Below are 24,518 nucleotides of genomic sequence, written 5' to 3'. Positions count from 1 at the left end.
GAAGAAAATGAAAGTGAGGAAATAGCAGATGAAAGTACAAAAAATAACATTAAAAGAAGTCGAATTTGTAGAAGTAGAAGGTGAGTATGAAAAACGTTTTATTAATAAACAAAACTATCCGGCGTTTTTAACCAATTACGCTTTGAAAAAGGGCCAAGAAGAAGGGCTTATTACTAGTTCAATTATTGCTGATATCGTGAAATTCCAAGCATTAGATGGATTAAGAAATGAGGATAATGAAGATTTATCAGCTTTAGAACAAATCGATCAAACAAGTATTCATAAAGTGATTTATATGGCATTTAAAGGCGCAAACCCAAAAGAAAAGTTAACATTTGATGATTTCTTACAGAAGTATCATGATTCATTAGCAGAATCTATGGAATTATATACGAAACTGGTTGTTGATGTAATTAGTCAAGATCCAAATCAATTTGCCACAGCACTGAAAAAAAGTACAAATAGCGGCGGTAACGGTGAAAAAAAGTAAAAAATCCAGACATTAAAATTGAATGTGTGGAAGATAAATACGTCTTGTATTGTCTAGTCTCTGGAATAGATCCAGAGACTTTTTGGCATGAGCCAATTTCGTCTGTTGAGCGTATTTACGCAGGGATTACAGCGTTTGAAGCATGGCGTAACGATCCCAAGTAAAGGTAGGTGAGATAATGGCAAGAAATAATTCGGAAGTTGAAGTTATATTTAAAGCGCAAAATAAAGATTTTAATGATGCTATGAATGGCATGAATCAGGAAGCTAAAAAACTTCGTCAAGAAATGAAATTACAAGAAGAGCAGATGAAGTTAAACGCTACTGATTCAGAAAAACTACAAGCAAAGCTTCAAAATCTTTCTGGGCAATATGCAGTTGCACAAAGGGCTACACAAGCAACGGCGGAACATTTACAGAGAGCTAAAGAATTGTACGGAGAAAATTCAACCGAAGTTGCTAAGTTAGAATCAAAATTACGAAGTCAACAAATAACAGAACAACAGTTAGCGAATAGTATTAAACAAACTTCTGAAAGTTTAAAACAGGCAAGAGATGCTGAACAGGAAAGAACAAGTGAAACAGCTAAAGCAGCTCAAAAACTGAAAGAGCTAAAAGGGCAAGAAGAGCAGTTGCAATCTTCGCTTTCTAAGTTGAATGCTCAATACGAGTTACAAAAAGCGACGCTTGGTGAGAATGCTTCAGAAATAGAGAAGTTACGTTTAAAAATAGATAATCTTGGAGAGCAACATACTGTTGCAGCTAGTAAAGTACAAAACTATCAGAAACAGTTAGATCAAGCCAAACAGCAGTATGGTGAAAATGCTAGTGAAATCCAAAGATATGAAACGCAGCTTATACAAGCTCGGACAGCAGAACAGCAGTTGCAGAATCAATTAAGTGCGACAAATAGAAGTTTGCAGGAACAAGAAAACGCTACGAAACAATTAAAGACATTCTTTGATGCGACTGAAACGAGTGTAGATCATTTTGCAAATGCATTAGGAAATAACCTTACAAACGCAATACGAAACGGTACAGCGACAGCTAGGCAGTTAGAACAAGCGATTCAAATCATTGGTCGTGAAGCATTAGGTTCAGAAGCAGATATTGAGAAATTACAGCGCTCTCTTCGTTCTATAGATGATGGGAACTCATTACAACAAGTTCGAAATGACTTGAGAGACATTTCACGAGAAGCAGAAAGAGCATCGCACAGTTTTAAAGAATTAGATATCGGTTTAGAAAATATTCTTGGTGGATTAATGGCTGGCGGTGGTATTTCAGGAGCCATTGAGCAAGCACTGGATACCTCTAAATTAAAAACAAAAATTGATGTTTCTTTTGAAGTTCCAGCATCCTCTAAAAAATCAGTAGAAGAAGCGGTTCGTGGTGTAGAAGCCTATGGTGTTGATGTGGAAGAAGCACTGGAGGGTACACGTAGACAATGGGCGTTAAATAAAACTGTCAGTGATAAAGCGAATGCTTCCATTGTAAAAGGAGCAGGAGCCATTGCAAGTGCTTATGCAGGTATAGATTTTACTGAGTTAATTCAAGAAGCAAATGAAATTGGTAATGAATTAGGGATAACTAGTGATACGGCCTTAGGATTAACGAATCGGCTTTTAAAAATCGGATTTCCTCCTGAGCAATTGGACATTATCGCTGAATATGGTGGGCAGCTAACACGAGCAGGTTACAATGCTGAAGAAGTACAAGCGATTATGGAGGCTGGTGTTGATACAGGTACCTGGAATTAGATTATAGTTCCCTTGTATGGAGACATACAATGAAAAACTCCTTTAATTCAGTGGAACTCTCAAATGAGACAATACTGAGCGAAGCCTTTTAATTAAGGAACGTGCAACGACTAGTCGAGAGACGTAGGGTGTAAGCAAATGACACTCGAAACGGGGAGCAACTCAAGTAGTTGAAGATATAGTCTAATCTATGCGGTGACGTATAGCAGTTCATAAAAGAACGGGCGTGACGTTGCGAATCACGTTGAATATAAATGATTGATAATCTCTTAGATGGTTTGAAAGAAGGACGAATTAGGGCCGCTGAATTTGGTAAAGAAGTTCCTAAAGCACTTCAAGATTTACTTAAAGGCACAAAAATTTCTACTGAACAAATGCAAAAGTGGGGTAAAGCTGTAGCTGAAGGTGGTAGAGGCGGTTCAGTTGCCATGACTGAAATAGCAAAGGCTTTAGATGGTGTTGAAGATGCAACGCAGAAAAATTTAATAGGTGCGCAAATTTTCGGTAGATGATAAATTGTGCCGAAGTAAAATCGCGGTATGAAGCAAAGAGGGTGCGAATCCTGATTTGAACCGAAGGCTATACAAAGTATAGTCAGGGGCAGAGCATAGAGGGTGAAAAGATATAATCCCTCCACGAGACCGCGACACTTATTAGTGAAAACGTATGCCGAACTTACAGGAAATGAACTGTAAGAAGTAGAGGATAAAAAGCCTTTACGATAACAAATTGACGATGTACGAAGATCAAGGACAAAACATTACGAATACACTTATTGGAGCTCAAGACAAAGTTGTTGATCTAAACAAGAATCAAGAACAGCTAAATGAAACGATAAAGAAAATGGATGCCAGCCCAGCAGTAAAGTTTCAAAAAGCTATGAACGACTTGAAAATGGCACTTGAACCTGTTTTGGGAGTCATTGCTGATGTAATTAGTGCTTTTGCGAGCTTTGTTTCAGAGCATCCAGCATTAGCAGCAGCGATAACAACAATTGTAACTGCACTTGGAATCCTAGTTGGAGCCGCTATGGCTTTAGGGCCTATATTTATTACGTTAGCGAGTTATGCAACCTATGCTGGATTAAGTATAGGGGCGGTTGCCGCGACATTTTTTGGTTATACAGCAATTATTATAGGGGTAACCGCCGCAATTGTTGGATTAGTTGTTGGGATAAAACACCTTTGGGAAAACAATGAAGGGTTTAGAAATAGCATTACGAATGTAATTGAAAGCGTTCAAAATTTTGGACATGCATTATCTTCACTAGGTAAATATCTATTCTACACGGCTGTTGATGGAGATTATTTAAATGATTGGATTACTCATTTACCCAAAGGATTTCAAAATGCGGCTGAAATGATAGGATTGGCAGTCAGTAAGATACGCGAAGCGTGTCTTCATCTTTTTGATGCAGTAAAAGCTGTTTTTTCGGGAGATTTTAGTCAGTTAGGCGAAATCTTTAAGATGATCGGTCCTACTATAGCGGGAGCAATTGTAGGAGGAATTCCTGGTGTTCTTATTTCTGTATCTCGTTATTTACCAGCGATTGCAGAATATTTGAATGCAAACTCAGGAATTATCCTTGAAACTATTACGAATATCTTTACTAATATAGCCAATTTCGTAACAACAGCATTACCACAATTTCTTGAAGCTGGATCACAAATGATTTCAAGCCTTGTGAATGGTTTGGTTATAGCGGCTCCAATTGTGCTTGAAGCCATTGTTGGGATTATAAATACAATTTCACAGATGATTGCTACCTATCTTCCCGTGATTGTTCAAACGGGAATACAAATCATTCAAACTTTAATTTCTGGAATTGTACAAGTCTTACCTACACTCATAGAAACAGGACTTCAGTTGATCCTAACCTTAATAAACGGAATTATGCAGATGCTTCCACAGTTAATTCAAATAGCTGTAACAATTATTCAAACTATTATTAGTGGAATTATGTCATTTTTGCCCCAGCTAATTGAAATGGGAATAAATTTATTAGTTTCATTAATTACAGGAATCACACAAGCTTTACCTATGATTGCTTTAGCGATTATTACAGTCATTACAACTTTAATTGAAGCCATTACAGCGAATTTACCTATGATAATTGAAGCTGGTGTTAAGGTTTTAACTAGCTTAATAGACGGAATCATTAAAATGCTACCGCAACTTATTGATTTAGCGATAACTCTTATAACCAAAGTAGCGGATACTTTATTAACAAACTTACCTAAAATAATTGAATCCGGTGTAAAGATTTTAATGGCCATTATTGATGGAATCGTACAAGTGTTACCACAACTTATTAATGCAGCATTAGATTTAATTGTCAAAATAGCATCTACATTAATTGCGAACTTGCCGAAGATACTGGAAGCAGGCGTAAAGATTTTGCTTATGTTAATTGCTGGTATTGTAAAAGTTATACCAGATTTAATTGCGGCAGCATTAAAGCTTATCATTACTTTAGCAGGGGAGCTCATTAAGAATTTACCGAAGATACTGGAAGCTGGTGTCCAACTGATCTGGGCATTAATAAAAGGTATTGTCAGTATGGTTGGAAAATTAGGTTCTACAATCGTGACAGATATTGTACCGAAGATTGTCGATACATTAAAGAAGATTGATTTATTCAAGATAGGTAAAGATATTATAAGTGGATTGATAGACGGTCTAGGCAGTATGGCTGGCAAAGTGTTAAATAAGGTGAAATCTATTGGTAACGATATTCTTGACGGTTTTACTTCCTTCTTCGACATCCATAGTCCATCTCGAAAAATGAGGGATCAGGTTGGTAAACAAGTTGGTGCTGGGCTTGCTGTTGGTATGGAGCAATCTGTATCGACGGTTCTTGCAGCGGCTAAAAACTTAGCAACTTCGGTCTATTCCGTATTAGAAAATACGTTAGGTGCGTTCAATAGTTCGGCTATAAACGGAATGATGAATAATAATCCTCTTAGGAGTTATTTTGAAGCAATATTATACGATGGAGATTATCTTAATGATTGGATTACGCATTTACCAATGGACATGAGGGATGCATTAAAAGCGGTAGGTAAAGAATTAGAAAGTTTCACTATAGATGGAGTAGAAGACGATAGTCCTATTGCCCGTTATATTCGTAGTATATTAGAGGGCGGGAACCCATCCCAAGATATACTAAAAGAATTTAAGGAATCCAATAAGTGGCTAGAAATCGGTAAAAAAATAGCTGGTTTCAGAGAGCGAATTCTAAAAGATTTTTATAATGCTCCAAACGATAATACAAACAAAGATAATGCGTTGCAATCCGCTTTCAACAATATTTCAAACATGGTTGATGATACTTTTAAAAAGTTGAATTTATATGGGATAAACAAACAAGATAACATCGCTTCTAATCTGTCGGCATTAGCGACAGGAGCAGTTCAACCGATTGTTCAACAAATTGATAGTGGTCCTGTAGAAATTAATTTTTATAACACAATTAATAATGAACGTGATGTTGATCGCATGTTTGAAAAAGCAAATGATTGGTTTGCTGAGCGTGGCCGTAATGTAAAAATAGGAATAGGGAGGACTTAAATTGCTAGACATAGGTATCGATAATCAGTTAGCAAGTGACTATGGAATATGTATGGTAGAACGCCCTGTTATTCCTACAGCAGAACAGGAAGTAGAATATATTGAAGTGTCGGGTAGACATGGTTCACTTACAAAAAAAGGGGCGTTTAAAGACGTCCCTTTAAAAATAAAGTTCAATATGCTTGAAGAAGAGAATATTAAACCATTAATAAGGCGCATGAAGGCTTGGTTGATGAATGGAAAGAAATTATATTTTACAGATGATGATGTGTATCGAAAAATTAAACATGTTGTGGTAGGTGATATTGTAAATGAAATTGAAGAACACGGTGAATTTGAGGTGGATTTTAAGTTAGATCCCTTTGAATATACAGAAGATGCAAACATAATGTTGAGTACTCCTGGATTTATTCATAATCCGGGTACAATGGAATCGGCTCCAATGTTGTTTGTTGCAGGGAACGGTACATTTCGAATTTTCATTAATGATGTTTCTTTTCAGATTAAAGATGTAAAAGGCTCTGTTGTAATAGATTCAGAATTATTAGAGGCATATAGTGGTACAGTATCAATGAATGATAAAATGATTGGTGATTTTCCAGAATTTCAAATAGGATTAAATAAAATAGAGTGGTCAGGAGCTATCCAATTTATTTCAATTCAACCAAGATGGAGATATAAATAATGGTTACTTTATATAAACCAAATGAAACAGATTTTACGCATAACGGAATTGGTGTTTTAGATAAACATATTTATAGTGCAACTGTTGAGGAAGAACTCAACGGTTTATTTGTTTTTAATTTTAATTATCCTTTATTCGCTCCATATGGAACGAAAATTGACGGGATGAACATCATAAAAGTTCCTACTCCTGATGGGGATCAGTTATTTCGCGTGGTGACTCCTAAAGTGAGTATGGGAGAAATCAAAGCGGTTTGTTACCATATTTTTTATGATTTAACAGAAAACTTGATTGAAGATATATTTATTCAGCCCACAAATGGTAGTGCGGCTATGGCTAGGTTGTCATCGGGTTGTCAATATAAGCATCCTTTTACTTTTTATTCAGATGTAACAAATATCTCCACCGCACGTATTGTTCGAAAGAATCCAGTTGAAGCAATGTTAGATACGAGCCAAGATAATTCATTCGTAAATCGATGGGGTGGTGAATTAAAAAGGGATAACTTTGATGTGAAGATGTTGAAAAGCCGAGGGGCTAACCGTGGGGTAGTTATCAGGCATAAAAAAGATTTGTTAGGTTATGAAGGAAGTGTGGACTGGAAGAGCCCTACTACCAGAATTATGCCGCAGGGGTTTGACGGATTATTATTACCAGAAAAATATGTAGATAGCCCACTCATTAATAAGTATCCGTATCCGAGAATACGAGTTATTGAATTTAATCATATAAAAGCAGCTATCGGTAAAAATGCGAATGATGAAGATGCATTACCTCTAGAAGAAGCATATAAAAAGTTACGTCAAGCCGCTAAAGATATGTTTGATATTCAGATGGTAGATCAACCAAAAGCGACTTATAAGGTTGAATTTCAAGAGTTGTCTCAAACAGAGGAGTATAAGGAATATAAAATTCTACAGCGTGTCTGGATGGGGGATATTGTTACAGTTAAACATGAGGAAGATGGTATTGATATTCAAGCAAAGGTCATTGCGTATAAATATGATCCGATTAAAAAGGAATATATCAATGTAACCATTGGTAATTTTAAAGAATCTTTTACAGACGTGACAGGTAAAGTAGATCAAATTCAACAAGATTTATCCAATATGCCAGGATCTTTACTTGGTGCAGCGAAAGAAAATGCAACAAAATTAATTAATTCAGGGTTTGGTGGAAATGTTCGTGTATATCCAGACCGCATTCTAATCATGGATACAAAAAATGAAATGACAGCTTCAAAAGTGTGGCAGTGGAACATAAACGGGTTAGGTTATTCATCAAACGGGGTAAATGGTCCGTATGAGATTGCCATGACAAGTGATGGAAGAATTGTTGCGGATTTTATTACAACTGGAGTATTGAATGGGAATCTGATTCGAGGTGGAGAAATAACAGGAACCACTCTTAGAACTGCCAATGATTCCAATTATGTTTCTATTTCTAAGCAATTTATTAGATTAATGGAATCGTATATCACCCGGATTTTCATGGGCTATTATATAAATAATAATAATGTCATGCAACCCACTATTGTATTAGGTGGCAACAATGATATAACAGCCACGCAAGGTGCAGTGTTAATTTATCAGCTAGATGGTTCTCCGAAGTCAGGGGGAATCGGAATATCGAATGGGTATCAAAATGGTGACCCAACAAGAGTCTATTTCTCAGCATCTCTTGCGTTTAATAAAAATGGCCATGCGGAACTAAGTTCGGATCAAAGCTTAGAACTCGAGTCGAAAGAATCCTATGCTTCTTTGAAGTGTCAAAATAATCTTTTTCTGGAAAGTAAAGCAGGTGGCGCTTATTTTACTGCAAAAGAAGGGTTTAACTTTCGCCAAAATGGAGATCGAATTGTGGATTTGAAGTTGACACCTGGTGGAGATAGTGACATCGTATTTCAGAACATCTTATTACGGAATAATAGAAATTATGAAAGTACCTATGTGCAAGTAAAAAGTGGTGGAGGAACTTATTTTAACGGTGTTTTAGCAGCAGATTTTAAAGTGTCTTCTAAAAAGAAATATAAAACCAATATACGTGATATTAAATTTGACGCGTTAGAGAAGGTAATGGGGTGGGAGATTAAACAATATAACCTTAAAACAGAAATGGCTCAATTATATGATATGCGTATGAACCGTAAAGAAGGAGATCCACTCCTTACAACAAACGATATTACAACGCACTATGGAGTTGTACTTCCGGATGAATCAAAAGAAAATGGTGTTGGCTTATATGGGATGATTGCGCAGACTGTTAAAGCATTTCAGGAGTATGTAGCCAAAACAGATGCTAGAATCGAAGAATTAGAGCCAATAAAACCTAAAGGAAATATAAAACACAGGAACAAAGTAAAACGTCAAAGAAGACCGCCTAGACGCGTGAAAAGGAATAGTTAGAGAGAGGTGTAGTCATGCGAAATGAGGAAATTATTATAGATTTAGCAGATCCTGTGTTTACTAAAACAATTCGTTCCAGACAAAATGATAAAAACGGGTTGAAGATTACTGTATATGTAAGAGAAAAGGGGCAAAATGTTGATTTAACGGGGTATGCAGTGAAGTACGAAGCGATTAATCAAGTTGGACTGTTCGTTCGAGATGATGCTCAAATAGTTGATGCAAAGAATGGCGTATTTTCATACACATTGTCCTCACAAGCTGTTTCCGCATCGGATGATTGGACAGCTTATTTTGTGATGGAAAAAAGTACAGAACGAATGAGTACACCAGACATTCGGATTACATTAAGGCGTGATGTGAAAGAAGGAAATATTAAAATTGAAAACTATATTTCAGAGTTTGAGATTTTTAAGAAAACATTGGACGAGTTGCAGAAGAAATTAAATGCTATGGATGTTGTTAAGAAAAGCGGAGACACCATGACAGGTGATCTAGGGATGGACCCAGGTAAATCAGTTCAGTTTAAATCAAGTGGAAGTACTAATAATAATTATGTACTTAGAGGTCAAGCGGGACAGAATAAGCTGGTACTCTCAGATATCACGTCAAATAAGTTCATTTGGGATTACTTCAGTGACACGGATACTTTCACAGTTGTATCTAACACGAACCTCCTAAAGAAAACAGGAGATGTTATAACAGGTCTTTTAAAGTTCCATTCTCTGGGGCAAATGTTGATGACTCAACCTGATTCAGCGACAGGCCCTTCTGCTCGTGGGTTACACTACGCAGATAAAGACACAGACGGAAGCGTTAATCGTGGCGGAATTGGACGTTTCAAAGGGGCTAACAACGGTGATGAATATCTATACATGGGGTTCGGTACGAATCCTTGGGATTCTCAAAGTGGTTTAATAGTTCGTCCTGATGGATCAGCTACCTTGAAAGGTAAAAAGATAGCAACCGCTGATAATGATACAGGATGGATTAACCTTCCTACAACTGGGGTAGAGAATGTTACTGATAGAATTTTGAAGTACAAGAGAAGTGGGGAACAAGTTAATGTGATTGGTTCTATTCGAAATGCACAAAACGCAACAGTATTTGCTACACTTCCAGTTGGATGTAGACCTGTTCAAGACATTGCGGTTCCAACTATTATGATAACTGGAGGAGTGAATACAAACTTTTGTGAAGTTACAGTAAAAAAAGATGGTGGGATTTTCGTGAATGGTGTTCAAAGTGGAAGTACTTTTCATATTGCAATGAGCTTTTTAATTTAAATATTACAGATTGAGCGTGCATAAGCAGGCTTTTTTATTTTGTATAAAATAGGGCTTTGATTCAATTCATCAATCAAGAGGAGTGATTTCACTTCTCTTTTTATTTTGAGGAGATGATCAGTGTGAAACGAATAGTAGACCAAGTAATTTATGAAAAGCATGTTAGCCAGGAAAATAAAAACCTAGTCAAAGATTTTCTCATTGAAAAGAAATCGCAAGGGAAAGCGGCAAGCACTTTACAGCAATACAGTTGGGATTTACGGATTATTTTGTTTCTGATACATGAACACTTCGAAAATAAAAAGCTTATTGATTTAACACGTAAAGATATTCGGAATTTATCTATTATCTTTCAAGAGAGGGGAATGTCAAACGCACGTGTGAATGGATTGATGAGTGCATTACGTTCAGCTCTTGAGTTTTGTGCTGACGATGATGATTATAATTACGAGTTCAACGTAGGCTCAAGGGTGCGTGGTTTACCTAAGAATCCAATTCGAGACATCACATTTATAACAGAGGACCAGATTAATTGGCTAATCGATGAATTACTTGAGCAAGAGAAATATATGTTGGCTACGTATTTAGCTCTTTCTTATTACAGTGCAGCTAGAAAGAATGAGGTTTACCAGGTTCAAAAAGAAGGATTAACAGAACATTATTATACAAATGTGGTACGAGGGAAACGTGGTAAGAAGTTTAGAGTATATTACAATCACCGGGTGCAGAAATGCATCCGTTTATATATAAATCAGCGAGGTAAGGATACTATTCCAGATTTGTTTGTGCGTGTTTATAAGAATGGTGAGAGAAAAAGGTTGAACAAGAGTGTATTTAATTATTGGTGCGACATATTTGCTAAGATGCTGAATGAAAAGGAAGGAAAGGAATTTAAAATTAATCCTCATTGTTTCCGTCATAGCAGATTAGATAATTTGAAAGTACAAGGAATACCGCTTGAAAAACTAAAGTCACTTGCTAACCATTCTGATATTTCCACAACTGAATCTTATTTAAAAGATAGAAGTGAGGAAGATATTGCAGAGATATTTGGAATGGACCCAAGTTACTTTGCAGCTTAAAAAGGAGAGGGAAATATGGATCGTATTGATGTATTATTGAAAACATTTATAGCTACGTTTGGTGGCTTCTGTGGGTATTTTTTGGGAGGATGGGATGCGACATTGAAAGTCTTAGTGACGATGGCAGTTATTGATTATTTAACTGGCATGATTGCAGCAGGTTATAACGGTGAATTAAAAAGCAAAGTTGGTTTCAAAGGCATCGCCAAAAAGGTGGTGCTTTTTATTTTGGTCGGTGCGGCCGCCCAGCTCGATACAGTACTTGGAAGTAACAATGCAATTCGTGAAGCGACAATCTTCTTTTTCATGGGGAATGAATTGCTTTCACTTTTAGAAAATGCTGGACGAATGGGTATTCCACTCCCACAACCATTAACAAATGCAGTTGAAATTTTAGGTGGCAAACAAAAACAAGAAGAGAAAAAAGGGGATGTTCAATAATGGAAATCAGAAAAAAATTAGTTGACCCAAGTAAATATGGTACAAAGTGTCCGTATACAATGAATCCAGAATTTATCACAGTTCATAATACGTATAATGATGCTACAGCAGAAAACGAAGTAGCTTATATGATTCGTAATGACAACCAAGTCTCGTTTCATATTGCGGTAGATGATAAAGAAGCTGTACAAGGTATTCCTTTAGAACGTAATGCTTGGCATTGTGGTGATGGTGGCGGAAATGGTAATAGAAAGTCTATCGGGGTTGAGATTTGCTACTCTTTAAATGGTGGAGATCGATATTATAAAGCAGAAGATAATGCAGCTATTATTGTATCTCAACTGATGAAACAGTACGATATTCCGATTAGCAAAGTTCGTACACACCAATCGTGGAGCGGGAAATACTGCCCTCATCGTATGTTAGCAGAAGGACGTTGGAATAGCTTTATTGAAAGAGTCCAAAATGCATACAATGGAGGTGGTAAAGTAACTCCTACACCTATTCCTCCGGAAAATAATGGGACAGGTATTGCGTATATTGAAGGGAATGGCGTTAACCTTCGTAAAGGGCCAGGTACTGGATACGGGATTATTCGTCAATTAGGTAAAGGTGAGTCCTACGAAGTATGGGGACAATCAAACGGATGGTTAAACCTTGGTGGGGATCAGTGGATTTATAACGATCCATCATACATTCGTTATACAGGAGGAGATGCACCGGCACCTTCTAAACCTTCAAATGATGGTATTGGTGTAGTAACCATTACAACTGATGTATTAAGAGTTCGTACTGGTCCAGGAACTAACTATGGCGTCGTGAAAAATGTGTACCAAGGTGAAAAATATCAAACGTGGGGATATAGAGATGGTTGGTATAATGTTGGCGGCGATCAATGGGTTTCTGGTGAATATGTGAAGTTTGAAAAGTAAAACATATTACCATACAAAAGAATAATTTTGTAAACAAAAAGAGCCGTCATCATGACGGCTCTTTTTTTTATTTCTACGATTTTTAAAATTTATTTCTTATTCAATGCGCGGAATATAGGTTTCAATATTTTACCGAATATGCGGTATGCGTTGAAAATAGATCTTATGACTTTCATGTAATCTCCACCTTGAAATTTATTTAATATTAGATTCTTCTTCGATCCAAATATCTTCTACATGTAAATTTAATGTTTTTGCGATTTTAATAGCATTTCGTAAAGAAGGCTCACTTTTACCATGTACGATTTGACTTAGTTGCTGTGGTGTAATTTGCACTCTTTTTGCTAACGCTCCTTGTTTTATCATCCGATCATCTAAAATTTCTTTGAGCCTACATTTCATATCTATTCACCTCATCTTCGTATATTCGATAACAAAATGAAAATTCCTATTTATTTTTTTTAAGATGGACAAACAAGTTTTTATTTTCTAGTTCATATACCTGTATCAAGACCACGAGGAATACCAAGTGGAACTAAGGACATCAAGAAGGGGGAGGATTACATGCGTTGGCAGTATAACCACTTGAATACAACTCCATATTTACATCCTTCAAAAGAATTACAGTCTATGTACAATGAATCAAGATCCAGATCAGAAACAGAATCAATTATGAATCACATGAAAAATCATAAAGTGTTTAATAAAAAGGAATATAAAAGATATTTCAGTTTATCCCAGATTATCGAAGAGGATATATACGGTGAGGAAGAAGACGTTTTAAATTGGGAAATCCTAATGGACTGTTATGATGTAGTCCTTTCAAGAAAAGGTATTATATTCCGTGAAAAAGAAGAGGAGGAATAGGTATGACACTCGCAGGAGAAGCGGTAGTTATTTGGACGGCGACAGGTTTGTCAGTAGTTGCAATGAAGGTGGCGGAAAAAATGGGGAAGAGTGTTCCACATTGGCTTCCAGGTGTCACCTTGTACACAACACTTACAGGCTCGTTTCTATACCTTCTACGTTATGTTCTCGTTTTATTTCTATGAAGGCATACGACGTGGAAACCTTTTACTCCTTATGTCATAAGGAGTTTAGCTTGTATGCACGTATTCCTTGAAATAGGGATATATACCCTCTATAAGAGGGATATAGGGAGTGATTTTATGTTGGAGCTATTATCGGTACCGGTCGTTGGATTATTGTTCGCTATATTCGGTGATAAACTTAAAAGTAAAGATGATGACCGTAAAAAGATACAAGTATTTTTTGAGGTAAGTGGAATTGCTATCAGGATTGGGGAGAGATTACAGTATCCGGTTTTTCTTGAGCAAAAAAATGATGATCGAAGCACAACTTATGTATATCGATTACCGGTAGGGATGCCAAGTAAAATTATTCAGAAAGTTGAGGATGTTGTTTCTGAAGGATTGAACAAACCTGTTCGAATTGATTACGACAATTACAAATTAAATATTCGTGTTTTTCATAGAGATATACCGAAAAAATGGTCATGGTCTACGGATTTAGTGACAGAAGGGAAATGGCGTGTACCAATGGGCCAAAGTTTAGAAAAACTTATCTACCATGATTTTGATAAAACTCCACATATGGCACTAGGTGGTCTCACCCGAATGGGTAAGACGGTATTTTTAAAGAATGTAGTTACTTCACTTACTTTAGCGCAACCAGAGCATATTCATTTATACATTATTGATTTAAAAGGCGGTTTGGAGTTCGGGCCATATAAGAATTTAAAACAAATAGTTTCCATTGCTGAGAAGCCTATAGAAGCCTTTATGGTATTAAAGGATATTCTTGAGAAGATGGAAGAGAAAATGCAATACATGAAAGATAGACATTATACAAACGTTGTAGAAACAAGTATTAAAGAGCGTTATTTCATTATAGTAGACGAAGGCGCTGAATTGTGCCCTGATAAAAGTATGAAAAAGGAGCAACAAAGATTATTAGGAGCTTGTCAACAAATGCTTTCTCATATAGCGCGTATAGGTGGTGCTTTAGGATTTAGATTAATTTTCTGTACACAGTATCCGACAGGAGATACATTACCACGTCAAGTGAAACAAAATAGTGATGCGAAATTAGGTTTTAGGTTACCGACTCAAACAGCTTCAAGCGTTGTTATAGATGAACCGGGATTAGAATCGATAAAAAGCATTCCTGGACGTGCAATTTTTAAAACGGATAGGCTTACCGAAATACAAGTTCCTTACATTAGTAATGAAATGATGTGTAATTATTTAAAACAATATGAGGTGGAGAAACATGAGGATGCAAACGCATATGCAAATCAACCGTCAAATGGCGATACTTGCGACGATTAGGAAGCTACAGTTTGCAACAAGAAGGCATTTAATGAGTGTGCATGAAATGGGTGGGATAAGAAATGCAAATCGAATTATGAAGGATCTCTCTTCTTACACGAGTAAATTAACTCACAATAAAGAATATGTTTATTATTTAAATCAATCAGGGCACAAGTTATTTGGTGAAGGAAAAGTAGTTCATCATAGTAGAGTAGCACATGCTATTTTACGTAATGAAGCATGGTTACAACTGTTTTGTCCAGATAATTGGCAGATTGAAACAGAAATAAGGTATATAAAAGATAATAAGAAAAAGAAGATTATTCCAGATGTGAAGTTTCGTGATGAAGATAGGATACTTCATGCAGTAGAAATAGATCGTACTCAAAAGATGGTAGTCAATGATGAGAAATTAAAATGTTATGAAGAGTTTACTAAAATATATAAGCAAAAATATAAAGGAAAAGTGCCAGTTATCCATTTCTTCACCATTACAAAATATAGAGAAAAGAAGTTGGAGCAACTGGCAGCAAAATATGATGTGTTTGTAAAAGTATATGTAATCCAAGAAATTTAATTCTGTAGGCAATAACAAGAAAAGTATAGGGGAATATATATAAGAAGAGAGTGATCACAAACGACCACTCTCTTTTGACCACGTAGACCACATTGACCACAACTTGTACCACATTTATTATTTACTTTATGTCCATTTTGTCTAAAATAGAAAATATAGCTGGACAAAAACACACGTTTTAACACATAATGGACACAATGCATCTGTAGAGGTGTAAAGAAAAAACATTGACAAATATAAAATGGCTAGCTATAATTTTGTTTGTTGCCTTGAGGTGATATGATATGAAATGGTCCATCCATCAATTGAATAAATTGAGAAATAAAGGATTGACATTGGATGAGATGGTAGATGTAAGTGAGCTAAAAGAGGTCGAGAAAGATATTCGTGAAATTAATCCTGTTCATGTAACGGGAAGAGTTGATTTTGGCTCCGGTAAGTTTACGTTTCATCTACATATAACTGGAAGCATGGTTTTACCATGTTCTCGTTCTTTAGTAGATGTGACATTACCATTTGACATTAAAACAACTGAGGTGTTCCAAACTTCACAAGAAGAATTTGAAACTGAAGCTGAAATTCATTGTTTAGAAGGAGAAGTACTTGACTTACTGCCCGTAATCAAGGAAAATATACTTTTGGAGATTCCAATGCAAATTTTCAGTGATGATGTTTCTGGTGGAGCACCGACGCAAGGTCAAGACTGGCAAGTGATTTCGGAAGAAGACAAAGAAAAGACTGTTGATCCAAGATTGGCAGGACTTGCAAAGTTTTTTGACAAATAATCGGAAGACTGGTTCAGGCCTTCATATGAAAATAACTATTTCTTTTAAGGAGGTGGGAAGAATGGCTGTACCTTTTAGAAGAACTTCTAAAACAGTAAAAAGAAAGCGTCGTACGCATTTCAAATTATCAGTACCTGGTATGGTAGAGTGCCCAAGCTGTGGTGAAGCGAAATTAGCTCACCGTGTATGTAAAGCATGCGGTACTTACAAAGGTAAAGAAGTAATCAGCAAGTAATTGCAGGAAAATAAACGCAGAAGATATCTTCTGCGTTTATTTTTTTTGTCTTAATCTTTAGTTGTTGTATTCTATCTTTTCTAGTAACTGCATATGCTTAATAAAAAATGCATAGGGAGGACTAGAGAAATGGCGACAACAAGACAAGATGCTTGGACTGATGATGAAGATTTGCTTCTGGCAGAAGTAGTACTCCGGCATATTCGAGAAGGTGGAACACAACTTTCTGCCTTTAAGGAAGTGGGGAAAAATTTATCTCGTACACCAGCAGCATGTGGATTTAGATGGAATTCTTACGTAAGAAAGCAATATAAAGAACGTATTGAGGAAGCGAAGCAACTTCGTAAAGTAGAAAATTATGAAGTGAAAGAGACAAAAGTGTTAGAACCTACGTCAATTACGTTGAATGATGTTATTGATTTCTTGCAAAATTATAAAGATGAAAACTCTTTAACGGTGTTGCAACAACAAGTTGAATCATTACAAACAGAAAGAGAGCGTCTTCTGGAGCGATTATCAGTATATGAGGAAGAGTATAGAACATTGCTTGATTATATCGATCAAAAAAGAAGTGTAATGGTAGCGGAAAGAAACAATGCTCGCTCGACTGAGAAGTTAGAGAAGCTTAAGAAATAAAAAAACAGCTGTTATACAGCTGTTTTTTTTATTTCTTAAGCCGATTCTTCATTTGTAACCGCATTCAAATTTGTTTCTGGATGCCAAATATAAAAATCTCCATCAGTTACTGATACGGGGCTGAAATTTAATTTATCCCAAAAACCAGCTGAATGAATACGCGCTATCGTTTTAATAGGAAATTGCAGTTGTTTCGCATGATTTACAAGCATTTGTCCGAATCCTTGTTTTTGAAAAGTTGGTAATACTTCAAGTTTATAAAGTTCTAGGTAAGGACCTGTAATTTCGAATGGTTCTCCGCCGTTTCTTTTCATATATAGACTCATACGTGCGATTAGTGATCCGCCATAATAAATACCGTAAAATGGAGATTCACTGTCGTTTTCAATAATGTTTGCTTGCAATTCTTCCAGCATAGATAGTTCCTGGGCTCCGCACCCTTTAAATTTTTTGAATTCATCTAACGTTTTATAATTGATGAGCAAGCGCTCAACTTTTGGGAATCCCATTACATCACATCCTTTTCTTATCTCGTTGAATGCAGAAAAGTAAAAATATTTATAATATATAGTATAACTCATTTTTTTATTTTTATGAAGAAGATAGTATATTTCTTTTATTATTTTTTTGAGGATTTGCTAAACTAAGAGTATAAGTGTATTAATAGGCAGTATATACATAGTGAAAAATGAGAGTGTATTTGTTTGGCAGAGGACAACGAAATTATAGGGCGTGCTCATGTACTTTAAAAAGATATGAAAAAGGGGGGAGGCAAGGGTACTTAATGTGAATCCCTTGTGTGAAAATGAAAATTGGAATTGTCGGACCAGGTGCTATTGGTCTATTGTATACATTTTATTTACAAAAAAGTAACCAAGATGTTACGTTGTTTACAAGAACAGCTAAGCAGGCTGAAGAATTAAATGAAACAGGTGTAACTTGTATTAGAGATGGAAGATGGGAAACAGTATATCCGCCTGTTTTACCGATAGAAAGTATGGTAGCGCAAAATTTAGATTATATATTTATTGCTGTGAAGCAATATCATATAGATGACATACTACCGTTTGTGGAAGGTGCATCATCATTAATCTTTTTGCAAAACGGAATGTCGCATCTCCCAAAGATGCTGCAAATAGGGAGTGAAAATATAGCTGTTGGTATTGTAGAACATGGTGCGAAAAAAGAGGGAGGGCACATCGTTCATCATACTGGAGTAGGTGTAACGAGATTTGGAGTGGTTTGTGGCCAATCTATACATTTTAAAAAAATATTTCATTCTTTTCCTGTTGCTTATTTTCCAGTTCAAATAGAAACAGATTGGGAAGAGATTATGCGCAAAAAATTAGTAGTAAATGTATGTATCAATCCGTTGACGGCGTTATTGGGAGTAAAGAATGGTGAATTAATCACGAATCGTTTTTTTTATCAAATGATGGAGCAAGTGTTTCAGGAGGTCGCATTTCTTATTAGAGGAGAAAAAGAAATGGTATGGCAAATGGTACGAAATGTGTGTGAAGGAACGTCTCGTAATACATCCTCTATGTTAGCGGATGTAAGAGCGAATAGACAGACGGAAATTAATGCGATTGTTGGGTATGTATTAGAAGAGGCTAAGAAACAGCAACGACCAGTTCCGACACTTCAATTTTTGTTCGATGCAATAAAGGGGTTAGAAACAAGAGTATAAGTGTTATTCTTTGCTTTTAAGTGAAACATTGACTACAATGTGGATTGGTGAGAGAACTGGATACGAAAGGAAGAATTATATGGAGATAAAAGAAATCTCTGTTCCGCAACAAGGTGTTGTAGCGGACTATATGAACGGTAAAAAAGAGATACAGTCATGTTTTGATTATATGTTAACAGAAGATGCTTTTAAACAACGTTTACATGATTTGCGTGAAAGGGAGTTTTTCCGCCAAGATTTAGTAGCGCATTTATTAGAATATAATACAAAATTACAAGCGGGAGAATCTACACTTCAAAATGTAAAAGCGCTTGGAGATGAAAATACATATGTTGTTATAGCTGGACAACAAGCGGGGTTATTAACTGGACCGCTTTATACAATTCATAAAGTTATTTCAATTTTACAGCTTGCAAAGGAAAAGGAAGAAAGTTTAGGAGTTAAAGTTGTCCCTGTCTTCTGGATTGCGGGTGAAGATCATGATATGGATGAGATTAACCATACTTTTGTAGCGAAAAATAAAAAGATGAAAAAAACTATTTTTTATGATCGTAATCCGAAAAAGGCGAGTGCTTCTGAGTCTGAACTTTCTGTTGAAGATTGTAGAAGTTGGATTGAAGAGATTTTTAAAACATACCCAGAAACAAATTTTACAAAGGATGTATTAAAATTTGTTGATGATGCTTTGAAAAAATCGAATACGTATGTAGATTTCTTTGCTCATCTTATTACGAAAATCTTTGCTAATTCTGGTTTAATCCTTGTTGATTCACATCATCCTGAATTAAGAAAGTTAGAAATTCCATTTTTTAAGCGAATTATAGGTAAGTATAAAGAGGTGCAAGAGGGGCTTCGTAATCAGCAGGAAGTAATTAAAGAACTAGGATACAAACCGATTATTGAAACGAAGTCTCATGCAGTGCATATATTCATGGAAATAGATAATGAACGAGTATTGCTTGAAGAGCATCAAGGTAAGTTTGTTGGAAAGGATGGGGCGCATTCCTTTTCATATGAAGAGTTGATTGAAGAAATGGAGAGAAATCCGGCACGTTTTAGTAATAATGTTGTAACGCGTCCTCTTATGCAAGAGTATGTATTTCCTACGCTCGCATTTATTGGAGGTCCAGGGGAATTAGCTTATTGGAGTGAATTACAACAAGTATTCCATACTGTCGGTTTTCAAATGCCACCTGTCGTTCCTCGTCTTACAATTACTTATGTGGAGAGAGATATAGCGACAGATTTATTCGATCTGCAATTGAGAGAAAGTGATCCGTTTTTAAATGATGTCGATAAACTGCGTGAAAACTGGTTGTCTAATCGAGTAGAGGAACCGATTGATGATCATTTTGAAAAGGCGAAAAAAGAAATTGCCGATATTCATATATCTTTACAGCAATTTGTAAAGAAAATAGAGCCAGGATTAGGTGCGTTTGCAGGGAAAAACGAATTGAAAATTAATGAACAAATTGAACTGCTGGAAAGAATGTTGAAAAGAAATGTTGAGAAAAAGTATGAGGTTCAGCTAAATAAATTCCGCCGTATACAATTCGCACTTCGTCCATTAGGTGCGCCGCAAGAACGTGTGTGGAATGTATGTTATTATTTAAATCAGTTTGGTTTGGATTTCGTTGATCGTGTAATGGAAAACCCTTTTTCTTGGGACGGAAAACATCATGTTATAAAACTATAAAATCTTGCTCTTTGGAGCAGGATTTTATTTTTATTCCGTTGAATTTACTGTGAAGTGATTTTTTTCTGAATTATCAATCAAAAAAGTGTTGGATATGGTAATTGTGTTGGATACTTAAATATATGACAAAATAGCACAAAATGTAAACGTATTATTCGCTTTTTCGACAGTTTTTTATTTAAATTCCCGCAAAAGATGATAAAATTTAGTATATAATAAAAGAAAATAGCGATTTGTATAGTATGTTGCCTTTGTTGGTAAGTTAAATGAGTCGTTCTTTCGTATTATTTCATTCTCTAAGCGTGAAATATGTGCTTAGAGGAAGGGATACATTCAACATAATTAATTGGAAAAAGAGTAGGTGCAACAATGTTTAAACACGTAACAGTGCTTTTAAAGGAAACAGTAGACGGCTTAGATATAAAGCCAGATGGTACATATGTAGATTGTACACTGGGGGGAGGAGGACATAGTTCTTATTTATTATCCCAATTAACTGAAGGTGGAAAATTAATAGCGTTTGATCAAGATGAGATAGCGATTCAAAACGCGAAAGAAAAGTTCTCTTCATACGGTGAACAGTTTATAACAGTAAAGAGTAACTTCCGTTATTTAGCTGAAAAACTGCAAGAAATAGGTATAACAGAAGTAGACGGTATTTTATTTGATTTAGGTGTTTCATCCCCACAATTAGATACACCAGAGCGAGGCTTTAGTTATCATCATGATGCACCGTTAGATATGCGGATGGATCAAGATGCCCCATTAACAGCATATGATGTTGTAAATAGCTGGTCATATGAACAACTTGTAAGGATTTTCTTCCAATACGGTGAAGAGAAATTTTCAAAACAAATTGCAAGAAAAATTGAAGCTTATCGTGAGAATAAAGCTATTGAAACGACAGGAGAATTAGTAGAGCTAATTAAAGAAGGTATTCCGGCTCCTGCTCGTAGAACTGGTGGGCATCCTGCTAAGCGGGTGTTTCAGGCAATTCGTATAGCTGTAAATGATGAATTAAAAGTATTTGAAGAAGCATTGGAATCTGCTATTGAGATGGTTAAGCCAGGTGGAAGGGTTAGTGTTATAACATTCCATTCATTGGAAGATCGTATTTGTAAAACAACGTTTAAGCGAAATAGTACAACGCCACAATTGCCACCAGGATTACCGATTATTCCTGATGAATTTAAGCCGAAATTAAAGCTTATTACAAGAAAACCGATTTTACCTTCTGATATAGAGCTAGAAGAAAATAATCGTGCGCGTTCTGCGAAGTTGAGAATCGCTGAAAAACGATAAAAGGGAGAGAGAGGTATGACTAATTTAGCTGTAAAGTACAAACAACAAGCGCAAGAAGAGGTGCAAATTCAAACGCCCCCACAGCAGATGGCTAAGCCGAAGGTTAAAGCGAAAATTACAAGAATCGAAAAACTGTTGTATGTAGCGTTTATTGGCTTTTTATTGTATGCCTGTGTCGCGTTTATTGGAAATAAAGCAGGCCTTTATCAAGTTAATGTAGAAGCAGCGACGATAGAAGAAAAAATTGTACAGCAGCAAAAAGAAAATCAAGAATTACAAGCTGAAGTAGAGAAGTTAAGTCGCTATGAACGAATCGCTGAAGTGGCAAAAAAACATGGGCTAGAAATTAATGCGAATAATGTGAAAGGCCTCAAATAAGGCAATAGGTGTGAAGGAACGATGAAGAAGAATATGACTAAATTTCATACCAATAAGGGAGCAGGTTATTTTATGATATTTTTCCTCCTGCTCTTTTTGCTGTTATTAGCCCGATTTTTTTACATACAATCAACAGGAACAGTTCATAATCAGGATTTAGATGCACTTGCTAAACAAAAGCATAGTAAAACAGGAGTTCTTGAAGCGAACCGAGGAACCATTTATGATCAAAACGGTCATGTGTTAGCGCAAGACGCAAACTCTTACAAAATGGTAGCTGCACTAAAAGGTGCTAACTCAGTTGAGAATAAAGAAGATACTGCAAAGAAAATTGCAGGAGTACTTGGAAAAGGCGAAGAGGATATTTTAGCCACGTTAAATAAAGATAAAAGTCAAGTGGAATTTGGGAAGATAGGTAAGGGCTTGACGAAAGAAAAGAAAGAACAAATAGAAGCATTGAAATTGCCAGGGGTTTCTTTTATTACCGAAAATGCGAGAGTTTATCCAAATGGTGATTTCGCATCTTATGTTATAGGGCATGCGAAACCGAATGAAGATGGAATTGCAGTAGGTCAATTTGGATTAGAAAAAAGTTTGGATAAATATTTAGGAGCTTCAAATGGAGAGGTAGCTTATACAGGTGATCGTAGGGGGGTATCTCTTGACGGTGGGAAAGTGAATGTGAAGGCACCTAAAAATGGAGATAATGTATATTTGACAATGGATCAACGTATTCAAAGTTATTTAGAAGACGCGATGAAATCGGCGAGTCAACATTATGAGCCGGAAAGTTTAATTGGAATTGTGGCGGATCCAAAAACGGGGAAAATATTAGCAATGTCTAGTAAACCTAGTTATGATCCGAACATAGAGAATAATAAATACTTTTATAATGACGCAATTGCCAATGCATTTGAACCTGGATCAACAATGAAAATTTTCACGTTAGCGGCAGCTATTAATGAAGGTGTGTACAAAGGGCAAGATTATTATCAGTCCGGGACATATCAAGTCGGAAATAGGAAAATAAAAGACCATAACGGCGGTGCTGGTTGGGGCTCTATCACGTTTGATGAAGGGGTAGAGCGTTCTTCAAACGTAGCGTTTGCAATTTTAGGAGATCAAAAACTTGGTCCAGAACGTTTCCGAAAATATATTCATAGTTTTGGATTAGATGAAAAAACGAACATTGATTTATCAGGTGAAGGATCGAATACAATTTTATTTGATCAGCAAATACAACAGGTGACAACAGCTTTTGGACAAGGTTCCACTGTAACACCTATTCAGCTTGTACAAGCTGCAACGGCCATTGCAAATGATGGAAAAATGATGAAACCTTATGCAATTGATAAAATTGTAGATCCGATAACAGACAAAGTAAAATTAGAACATAAGCCAGAAGAAGTAGGAAAACCTGTTACAAAGGAAACAGCAGCGCAAGTAAGACAGTTATTAGAACGTGTTGTTACATCTCCGAAAGGTACAGGGACAGCTTATAAAATTGATGGATATTCAGTTGGTGGTAAAACAGGGACAGCGCAAATTCCGGATGGAAAAGGCGGCTATATGACAGGAAGACAGAATTATATATTCTCATTCTTAGGTATGGCACCAATGGACGACCCACAACTTGTTGTGTATGTAGCTGTTAAACAGCCGAAATTAAAAGATGATGAGAACGGCGCACAACCTTTAGCTGATATTTTTAAATATGTAACAAAAAATAGTTTAGAGTATTTAAAGATTAAGCCAAATGAAGTGAAAGATCCGAAAAAACATCTGAAAGAACAACAAACTACTGTTCCAGATGTAACTGGTAAAACGATGGCTGAAGCGGGGAAAGCGATTGATAAAGCAAAACTTCGTCCAATCGTACTAGGTGAAGGGAAAGTACAGCAACAAGTACCAAAAGCGACTGAACAAACATTAAAAGGCGACCGAGTCTTCTTGGTAGGAGATAAGCCTACAATGCCAAATATACAAGGATGGGCACTGCGTGATGTTATGAATTTAGCGAAGACATTACAGCTTAACTTGAAACCTTCTGGTACAGGATACGTAACAGAACAAAGTGTGGCGGAAGGAACATTATTACAACCTGGTACAGAATTAGGTGTCACACTCGTACCGCCACTCGAACCACAACAAGAAGCAGAAAAGCCGTAATGGTAAAAGAGAAGAAGTTCTAATTAAATAAGTACAAGCATATATTGGAACAAGCTAGGCGTAAGGG

Annotated in this window: 24 protein-coding genes; 22 read left to right on the top strand and 2 right to left on the bottom strand. The window is 36.2% G+C overall.

Features of this window, described 5'->3' with window-relative positions; translation table 11 throughout:
• Positions 1 to 28 precede the first annotated feature (28 nt).
• From N2V79_RS18945 to N2V79_RS18900, 10 genes are all read left to right on the top strand, one after another.
• On the top strand, positions 29 to 490 hold the full coding sequence (locus tag N2V79_RS18945; protein ID WP_340720146.1) for a hypothetical protein: 462 nt from the start codon (positions 29 to 31) through the stop codon (positions 488 to 490).
• Positions 491 to 668: 178 nt separating this feature from the next.
• Positions 669 to 2,249 carry a hypothetical protein gene (locus N2V79_RS18940; RefSeq protein WP_340720145.1) on the top strand — a complete coding sequence of 527 codons (1,581 nt, stop codon included), beginning with the start codon at positions 669 to 671 and terminating at the stop codon, positions 2,247 to 2,249.
• Between the two features lie 254 nt (positions 2,250 to 2,503).
• Positions 2,504 to 2,761, top strand: coding sequence for a hypothetical protein (locus tag N2V79_RS18935; RefSeq protein WP_144489812.1), 258 nt, complete (start codon positions 2,504 to 2,506; stop codon positions 2,759 to 2,761).
• A gap of 217 nt (positions 2,762 to 2,978) precedes the next feature.
• Positions 2,979 to 5,819, top strand: coding sequence for a phage tail protein (locus N2V79_RS18930; RefSeq protein ID WP_340720144.1), 2,841 nt, complete (start codon positions 2,979 to 2,981; stop codon positions 5,817 to 5,819).
• Between the two features lies 1 nt (position 5,820).
• Positions 5,821 to 6,504, top strand: coding sequence for a distal tail protein Dit (locus N2V79_RS18925; protein ID WP_340720143.1), 684 nt, complete (start codon positions 5,821 to 5,823; stop codon positions 6,502 to 6,504).
• Positions 6,504 to 8,909 carry a phage tail spike protein gene (locus N2V79_RS18920; RefSeq protein ID WP_340720142.1) on the top strand — a complete coding sequence of 802 codons (2,406 nt, stop codon included), beginning with the start codon at positions 6,504 to 6,506 and terminating at the stop codon, positions 8,907 to 8,909. Before N2V79_RS18925 ends, N2V79_RS18920 begins: the two co-directional genes overlap by 1 nt.
• A 14-nt stretch (positions 8,910 to 8,923) precedes the next feature.
• On the top strand, positions 8,924 to 10,195 hold the full coding sequence (locus N2V79_RS18915; protein WP_340720141.1) for a BppU family phage baseplate upper protein: 1,272 nt from the start codon (positions 8,924 to 8,926) through the stop codon (positions 10,193 to 10,195).
• 122 nt (positions 10,196 to 10,317) lie between these two features.
• A complete protein-coding gene (locus tag N2V79_RS18910; RefSeq protein WP_340720140.1) occupies positions 10,318 to 11,277 on the top strand; it encodes a tyrosine-type recombinase/integrase in 960 nt (319 codons plus the stop codon).
• A 15-nt stretch (positions 11,278 to 11,292) separates the two neighbouring features.
• A complete protein-coding gene (locus N2V79_RS18905; RefSeq protein WP_000373895.1) occupies positions 11,293 to 11,718 on the top strand; it encodes a phage holin family protein in 426 nt (141 codons plus the stop codon).
• Positions 11,718 to 12,650, top strand: a complete 933-nt coding sequence (locus tag N2V79_RS18900) for an N-acetylmuramoyl-L-alanine amidase (protein ID WP_340720139.1) — start codon at positions 11,718 to 11,720, stop codon at positions 12,648 to 12,650. The genes N2V79_RS18905 and N2V79_RS18900 overlap by 1 nt, the downstream gene beginning before the upstream one ends.
• A 195-nt stretch (positions 12,651 to 12,845) precedes the next feature.
• Here N2V79_RS18900 and N2V79_RS18895 read toward each other — a convergent pair whose 3' ends face one another.
• A complete protein-coding gene (locus tag N2V79_RS18895) occupies positions 12,846 to 13,052 on the bottom strand; it encodes a helix-turn-helix transcriptional regulator (RefSeq protein ID WP_021728012.1) in 207 nt (68 codons plus the stop codon).
• A gap of 162 nt (positions 13,053 to 13,214) precedes the next feature.
• Here N2V79_RS18895 and N2V79_RS18890 point away from each other — a divergent pair, with 162 nt between their 5' ends.
• The 7 genes from N2V79_RS18890 to N2V79_RS18860 all read left to right on the top strand — a co-directional run bounded on the left by N2V79_RS18890 (position 13,215) and on the right by N2V79_RS18860 (position 17,216).
• Positions 13,215 to 13,517, top strand: coding sequence for a hypothetical protein (locus N2V79_RS18890; RefSeq protein ID WP_033707124.1), 303 nt, complete (start codon positions 13,215 to 13,217; stop codon positions 13,515 to 13,517).
• A 2-nt stretch (positions 13,518 to 13,519) separates the two neighbouring features.
• Positions 13,520 to 13,702, top strand: a complete 183-nt coding sequence (locus N2V79_RS18885) for a hypothetical protein (protein ID WP_340720138.1) — start codon at positions 13,520 to 13,522, stop codon at positions 13,700 to 13,702.
• A 117-nt stretch (positions 13,703 to 13,819) separates the two neighbouring features.
• Complete coding sequence (locus N2V79_RS18880; protein WP_002066863.1) at positions 13,820 to 15,001, top strand: FtsK/SpoIIIE domain-containing protein; 1,182 nt, start codon at positions 13,820 to 13,822, stop codon at positions 14,999 to 15,001.
• Entirely contained in the window at positions 14,943 to 15,560 is a 618-nt protein-coding gene (locus N2V79_RS18875) for a replication-relaxation family protein (RefSeq protein WP_340720137.1), read from the top strand. Before N2V79_RS18880 ends, N2V79_RS18875 begins: the two co-directional genes overlap by 59 nt.
• A 284-nt stretch (positions 15,561 to 15,844) precedes the next feature.
• Positions 15,845 to 16,345: a YceD family protein gene (locus N2V79_RS18870; RefSeq protein WP_000872146.1), complete on the top strand. Its 501-nt coding sequence runs from the start codon at positions 15,845 to 15,847 to the stop codon at positions 16,343 to 16,345.
• 61 nt (positions 16,346 to 16,406) lie between these two features.
• Positions 16,407 to 16,580 carry a 50S ribosomal protein L32 gene (gene rpmF, locus N2V79_RS18865; protein ID WP_001984764.1) on the top strand — a complete coding sequence of 58 codons (174 nt, stop codon included), beginning with the start codon at positions 16,407 to 16,409 and terminating at the stop codon, positions 16,578 to 16,580.
• 129 nt (positions 16,581 to 16,709) lie between these two features.
• Positions 16,710 to 17,216, top strand: a complete 507-nt coding sequence (locus tag N2V79_RS18860; protein WP_000246469.1) for an RsfA family transcriptional regulator — start codon at positions 16,710 to 16,712, stop codon at positions 17,214 to 17,216.
• A 35-nt stretch (positions 17,217 to 17,251) separates the two neighbouring features.
• Here the strand turns inward: N2V79_RS18860 and N2V79_RS18855 are convergent, their stop codons facing one another.
• Positions 17,252 to 17,725: an N-acetyltransferase gene (locus N2V79_RS18855; RefSeq protein WP_000506690.1), complete on the bottom strand. Its 474-nt coding sequence runs from the start codon at positions 17,723 to 17,725 to the stop codon at positions 17,252 to 17,254.
• 296 nt (positions 17,726 to 18,021) lie between these two features.
• Here N2V79_RS18855 and panE point away from each other — a divergent pair, with 296 nt between their 5' ends.
• The 5 genes from panE to N2V79_RS18830 all read left to right on the top strand — a co-directional run bounded on the left by panE (position 18,022) and on the right by N2V79_RS18830 (position 24,451).
• Positions 18,022 to 18,906, top strand: a complete 885-nt coding sequence (gene panE / locus N2V79_RS18850; RefSeq protein WP_014482115.1) for a 2-dehydropantoate 2-reductase — start codon at positions 18,022 to 18,024, stop codon at positions 18,904 to 18,906.
• Between the two features lie 79 nt (positions 18,907 to 18,985).
• The gene (gene bshC / locus N2V79_RS18845) at positions 18,986 to 20,602 is read left to right on the top strand and encodes a bacillithiol biosynthesis cysteine-adding enzyme BshC (protein WP_069356136.1); all 1,617 of its coding nucleotides are present in this window, start codon (positions 18,986 to 18,988) and stop codon (positions 20,600 to 20,602) included.
• Between the two features lie 369 nt (positions 20,603 to 20,971).
• Positions 20,972 to 21,904: a 16S rRNA (cytosine(1402)-N(4))-methyltransferase RsmH gene (gene rsmH / locus N2V79_RS18840; protein WP_000472508.1), complete on the top strand. Its 933-nt coding sequence runs from the start codon at positions 20,972 to 20,974 to the stop codon at positions 21,902 to 21,904.
• Positions 21,905 to 21,919: 15 nt separating this feature from the next.
• On the top strand, positions 21,920 to 22,282 hold the full coding sequence (ftsL, locus tag N2V79_RS18835) for a cell division protein FtsL (protein WP_000182804.1): 363 nt from the start codon (positions 21,920 to 21,922) through the stop codon (positions 22,280 to 22,282).
• 21 nt (positions 22,283 to 22,303) lie between these two features.
• A complete protein-coding gene (locus tag N2V79_RS18830) occupies positions 22,304 to 24,451 on the top strand; it encodes a penicillin-binding protein (protein ID WP_436628110.1) in 2,148 nt (715 codons plus the stop codon).
• The last annotated feature ends 67 nt before the right edge of the window (positions 24,452 to 24,518 follow it).

It is taken from the genome of Bacillus sp. CH_70 (genome assembly GCF_038007045.1).
GTDB classification, from domain to species: Bacteria; Bacillota; Bacilli; order Bacillales; family Bacillaceae_G; genus Bacillus_A; species Bacillus_A cereus.
The sequence above is the reverse complement of the archived record's forward strand: the minus strand, read 5'-3'. Positions and strand labels throughout refer to the sequence as shown.

What these genes read in the sequence shown, in the direction of transcription:
- N2V79_RS18945 (WP_340720146.1), top strand. Translation starts at nt 29, where the DNA reads ATGAAAGTACAAAAAATAACATTAAAAGAAGTCGAATTTGTAGAAGTA.
- N2V79_RS18940 (WP_340720145.1), top strand. Translation starts at nt 669, where the DNA reads ATGGCAAGAAATAATTCGGAAGTTGAAGTTATATTTAAAGCGCAAAAT.
- N2V79_RS18935 (WP_144489812.1), top strand. Translation starts at nt 2,504, where the DNA reads ATGATTGATAATCTCTTAGATGGTTTGAAAGAAGGACGAATTAGGGCC.
- N2V79_RS18920 (WP_340720142.1), top strand. Translation starts at nt 6,504, where the DNA reads ATGGTTACTTTATATAAACCAAATGAAACAGATTTTACGCATAACGGA.
- N2V79_RS18915 (WP_340720141.1), top strand. Translation starts at nt 8,924, where the DNA reads ATGCGAAATGAGGAAATTATTATAGATTTAGCAGATCCTGTGTTTACT.
- N2V79_RS18905 (WP_000373895.1), top strand. Translation starts at nt 11,293, where the DNA reads ATGGATCGTATTGATGTATTATTGAAAACATTTATAGCTACGTTTGGT.
- N2V79_RS18900 (WP_340720139.1), top strand. Translation starts at nt 11,718, where the DNA reads ATGGAAATCAGAAAAAAATTAGTTGACCCAAGTAAATATGGTACAAAG.
- N2V79_RS18895 (WP_021728012.1), bottom strand. Translation starts at nt 13,052, where the DNA reads ATGAAATGTAGGCTCAAAGAAATTTTAGATGATCGGATGATAAAACAA.
- N2V79_RS18890 (WP_033707124.1), top strand. Translation starts at nt 13,215, where the DNA reads ATGCGTTGGCAGTATAACCACTTGAATACAACTCCATATTTACATCCT.
- N2V79_RS18885 (WP_340720138.1), top strand. Translation starts at nt 13,520, where the DNA reads ATGACACTCGCAGGAGAAGCGGTAGTTATTTGGACGGCGACAGGTTTG.
- N2V79_RS18880 (WP_002066863.1), top strand. Translation starts at nt 13,820, where the DNA reads ATGTTGGAGCTATTATCGGTACCGGTCGTTGGATTATTGTTCGCTATA.
- N2V79_RS18875 (WP_340720137.1), top strand. Translation starts at nt 14,943, where the DNA reads ATGAGGATGCAAACGCATATGCAAATCAACCGTCAAATGGCGATACTT.
- N2V79_RS18870 (WP_000872146.1), top strand. Translation starts at nt 15,845, where the DNA reads ATGAAATGGTCCATCCATCAATTGAATAAATTGAGAAATAAAGGATTG.
- rpmF (WP_001984764.1), top strand. Translation starts at nt 16,407, where the DNA reads ATGGCTGTACCTTTTAGAAGAACTTCTAAAACAGTAAAAAGAAAGCGT.
- N2V79_RS18860 (WP_000246469.1), top strand. Translation starts at nt 16,710, where the DNA reads ATGGCGACAACAAGACAAGATGCTTGGACTGATGATGAAGATTTGCTT.
- N2V79_RS18855 (WP_000506690.1), bottom strand. Translation starts at nt 17,725, where the DNA reads ATGGGATTCCCAAAAGTTGAGCGCTTGCTCATCAATTATAAAACGTTA.
- panE (WP_014482115.1), top strand. Translation starts at nt 18,022, where the DNA reads ATGAAAATTGGAATTGTCGGACCAGGTGCTATTGGTCTATTGTATACA.
- bshC (WP_069356136.1), top strand. Translation starts at nt 18,986, where the DNA reads ATGGAGATAAAAGAAATCTCTGTTCCGCAACAAGGTGTTGTAGCGGAC.
- rsmH (WP_000472508.1), top strand. Translation starts at nt 20,972, where the DNA reads ATGTTTAAACACGTAACAGTGCTTTTAAAGGAAACAGTAGACGGCTTA.
- ftsL (WP_000182804.1), top strand. Translation starts at nt 21,920, where the DNA reads ATGACTAATTTAGCTGTAAAGTACAAACAACAAGCGCAAGAAGAGGTG.
- N2V79_RS18830 (WP_436628110.1), top strand. Translation starts at nt 22,304, where the DNA reads ATGAAGAAGAATATGACTAAATTTCATACCAATAAGGGAGCAGGTTAT.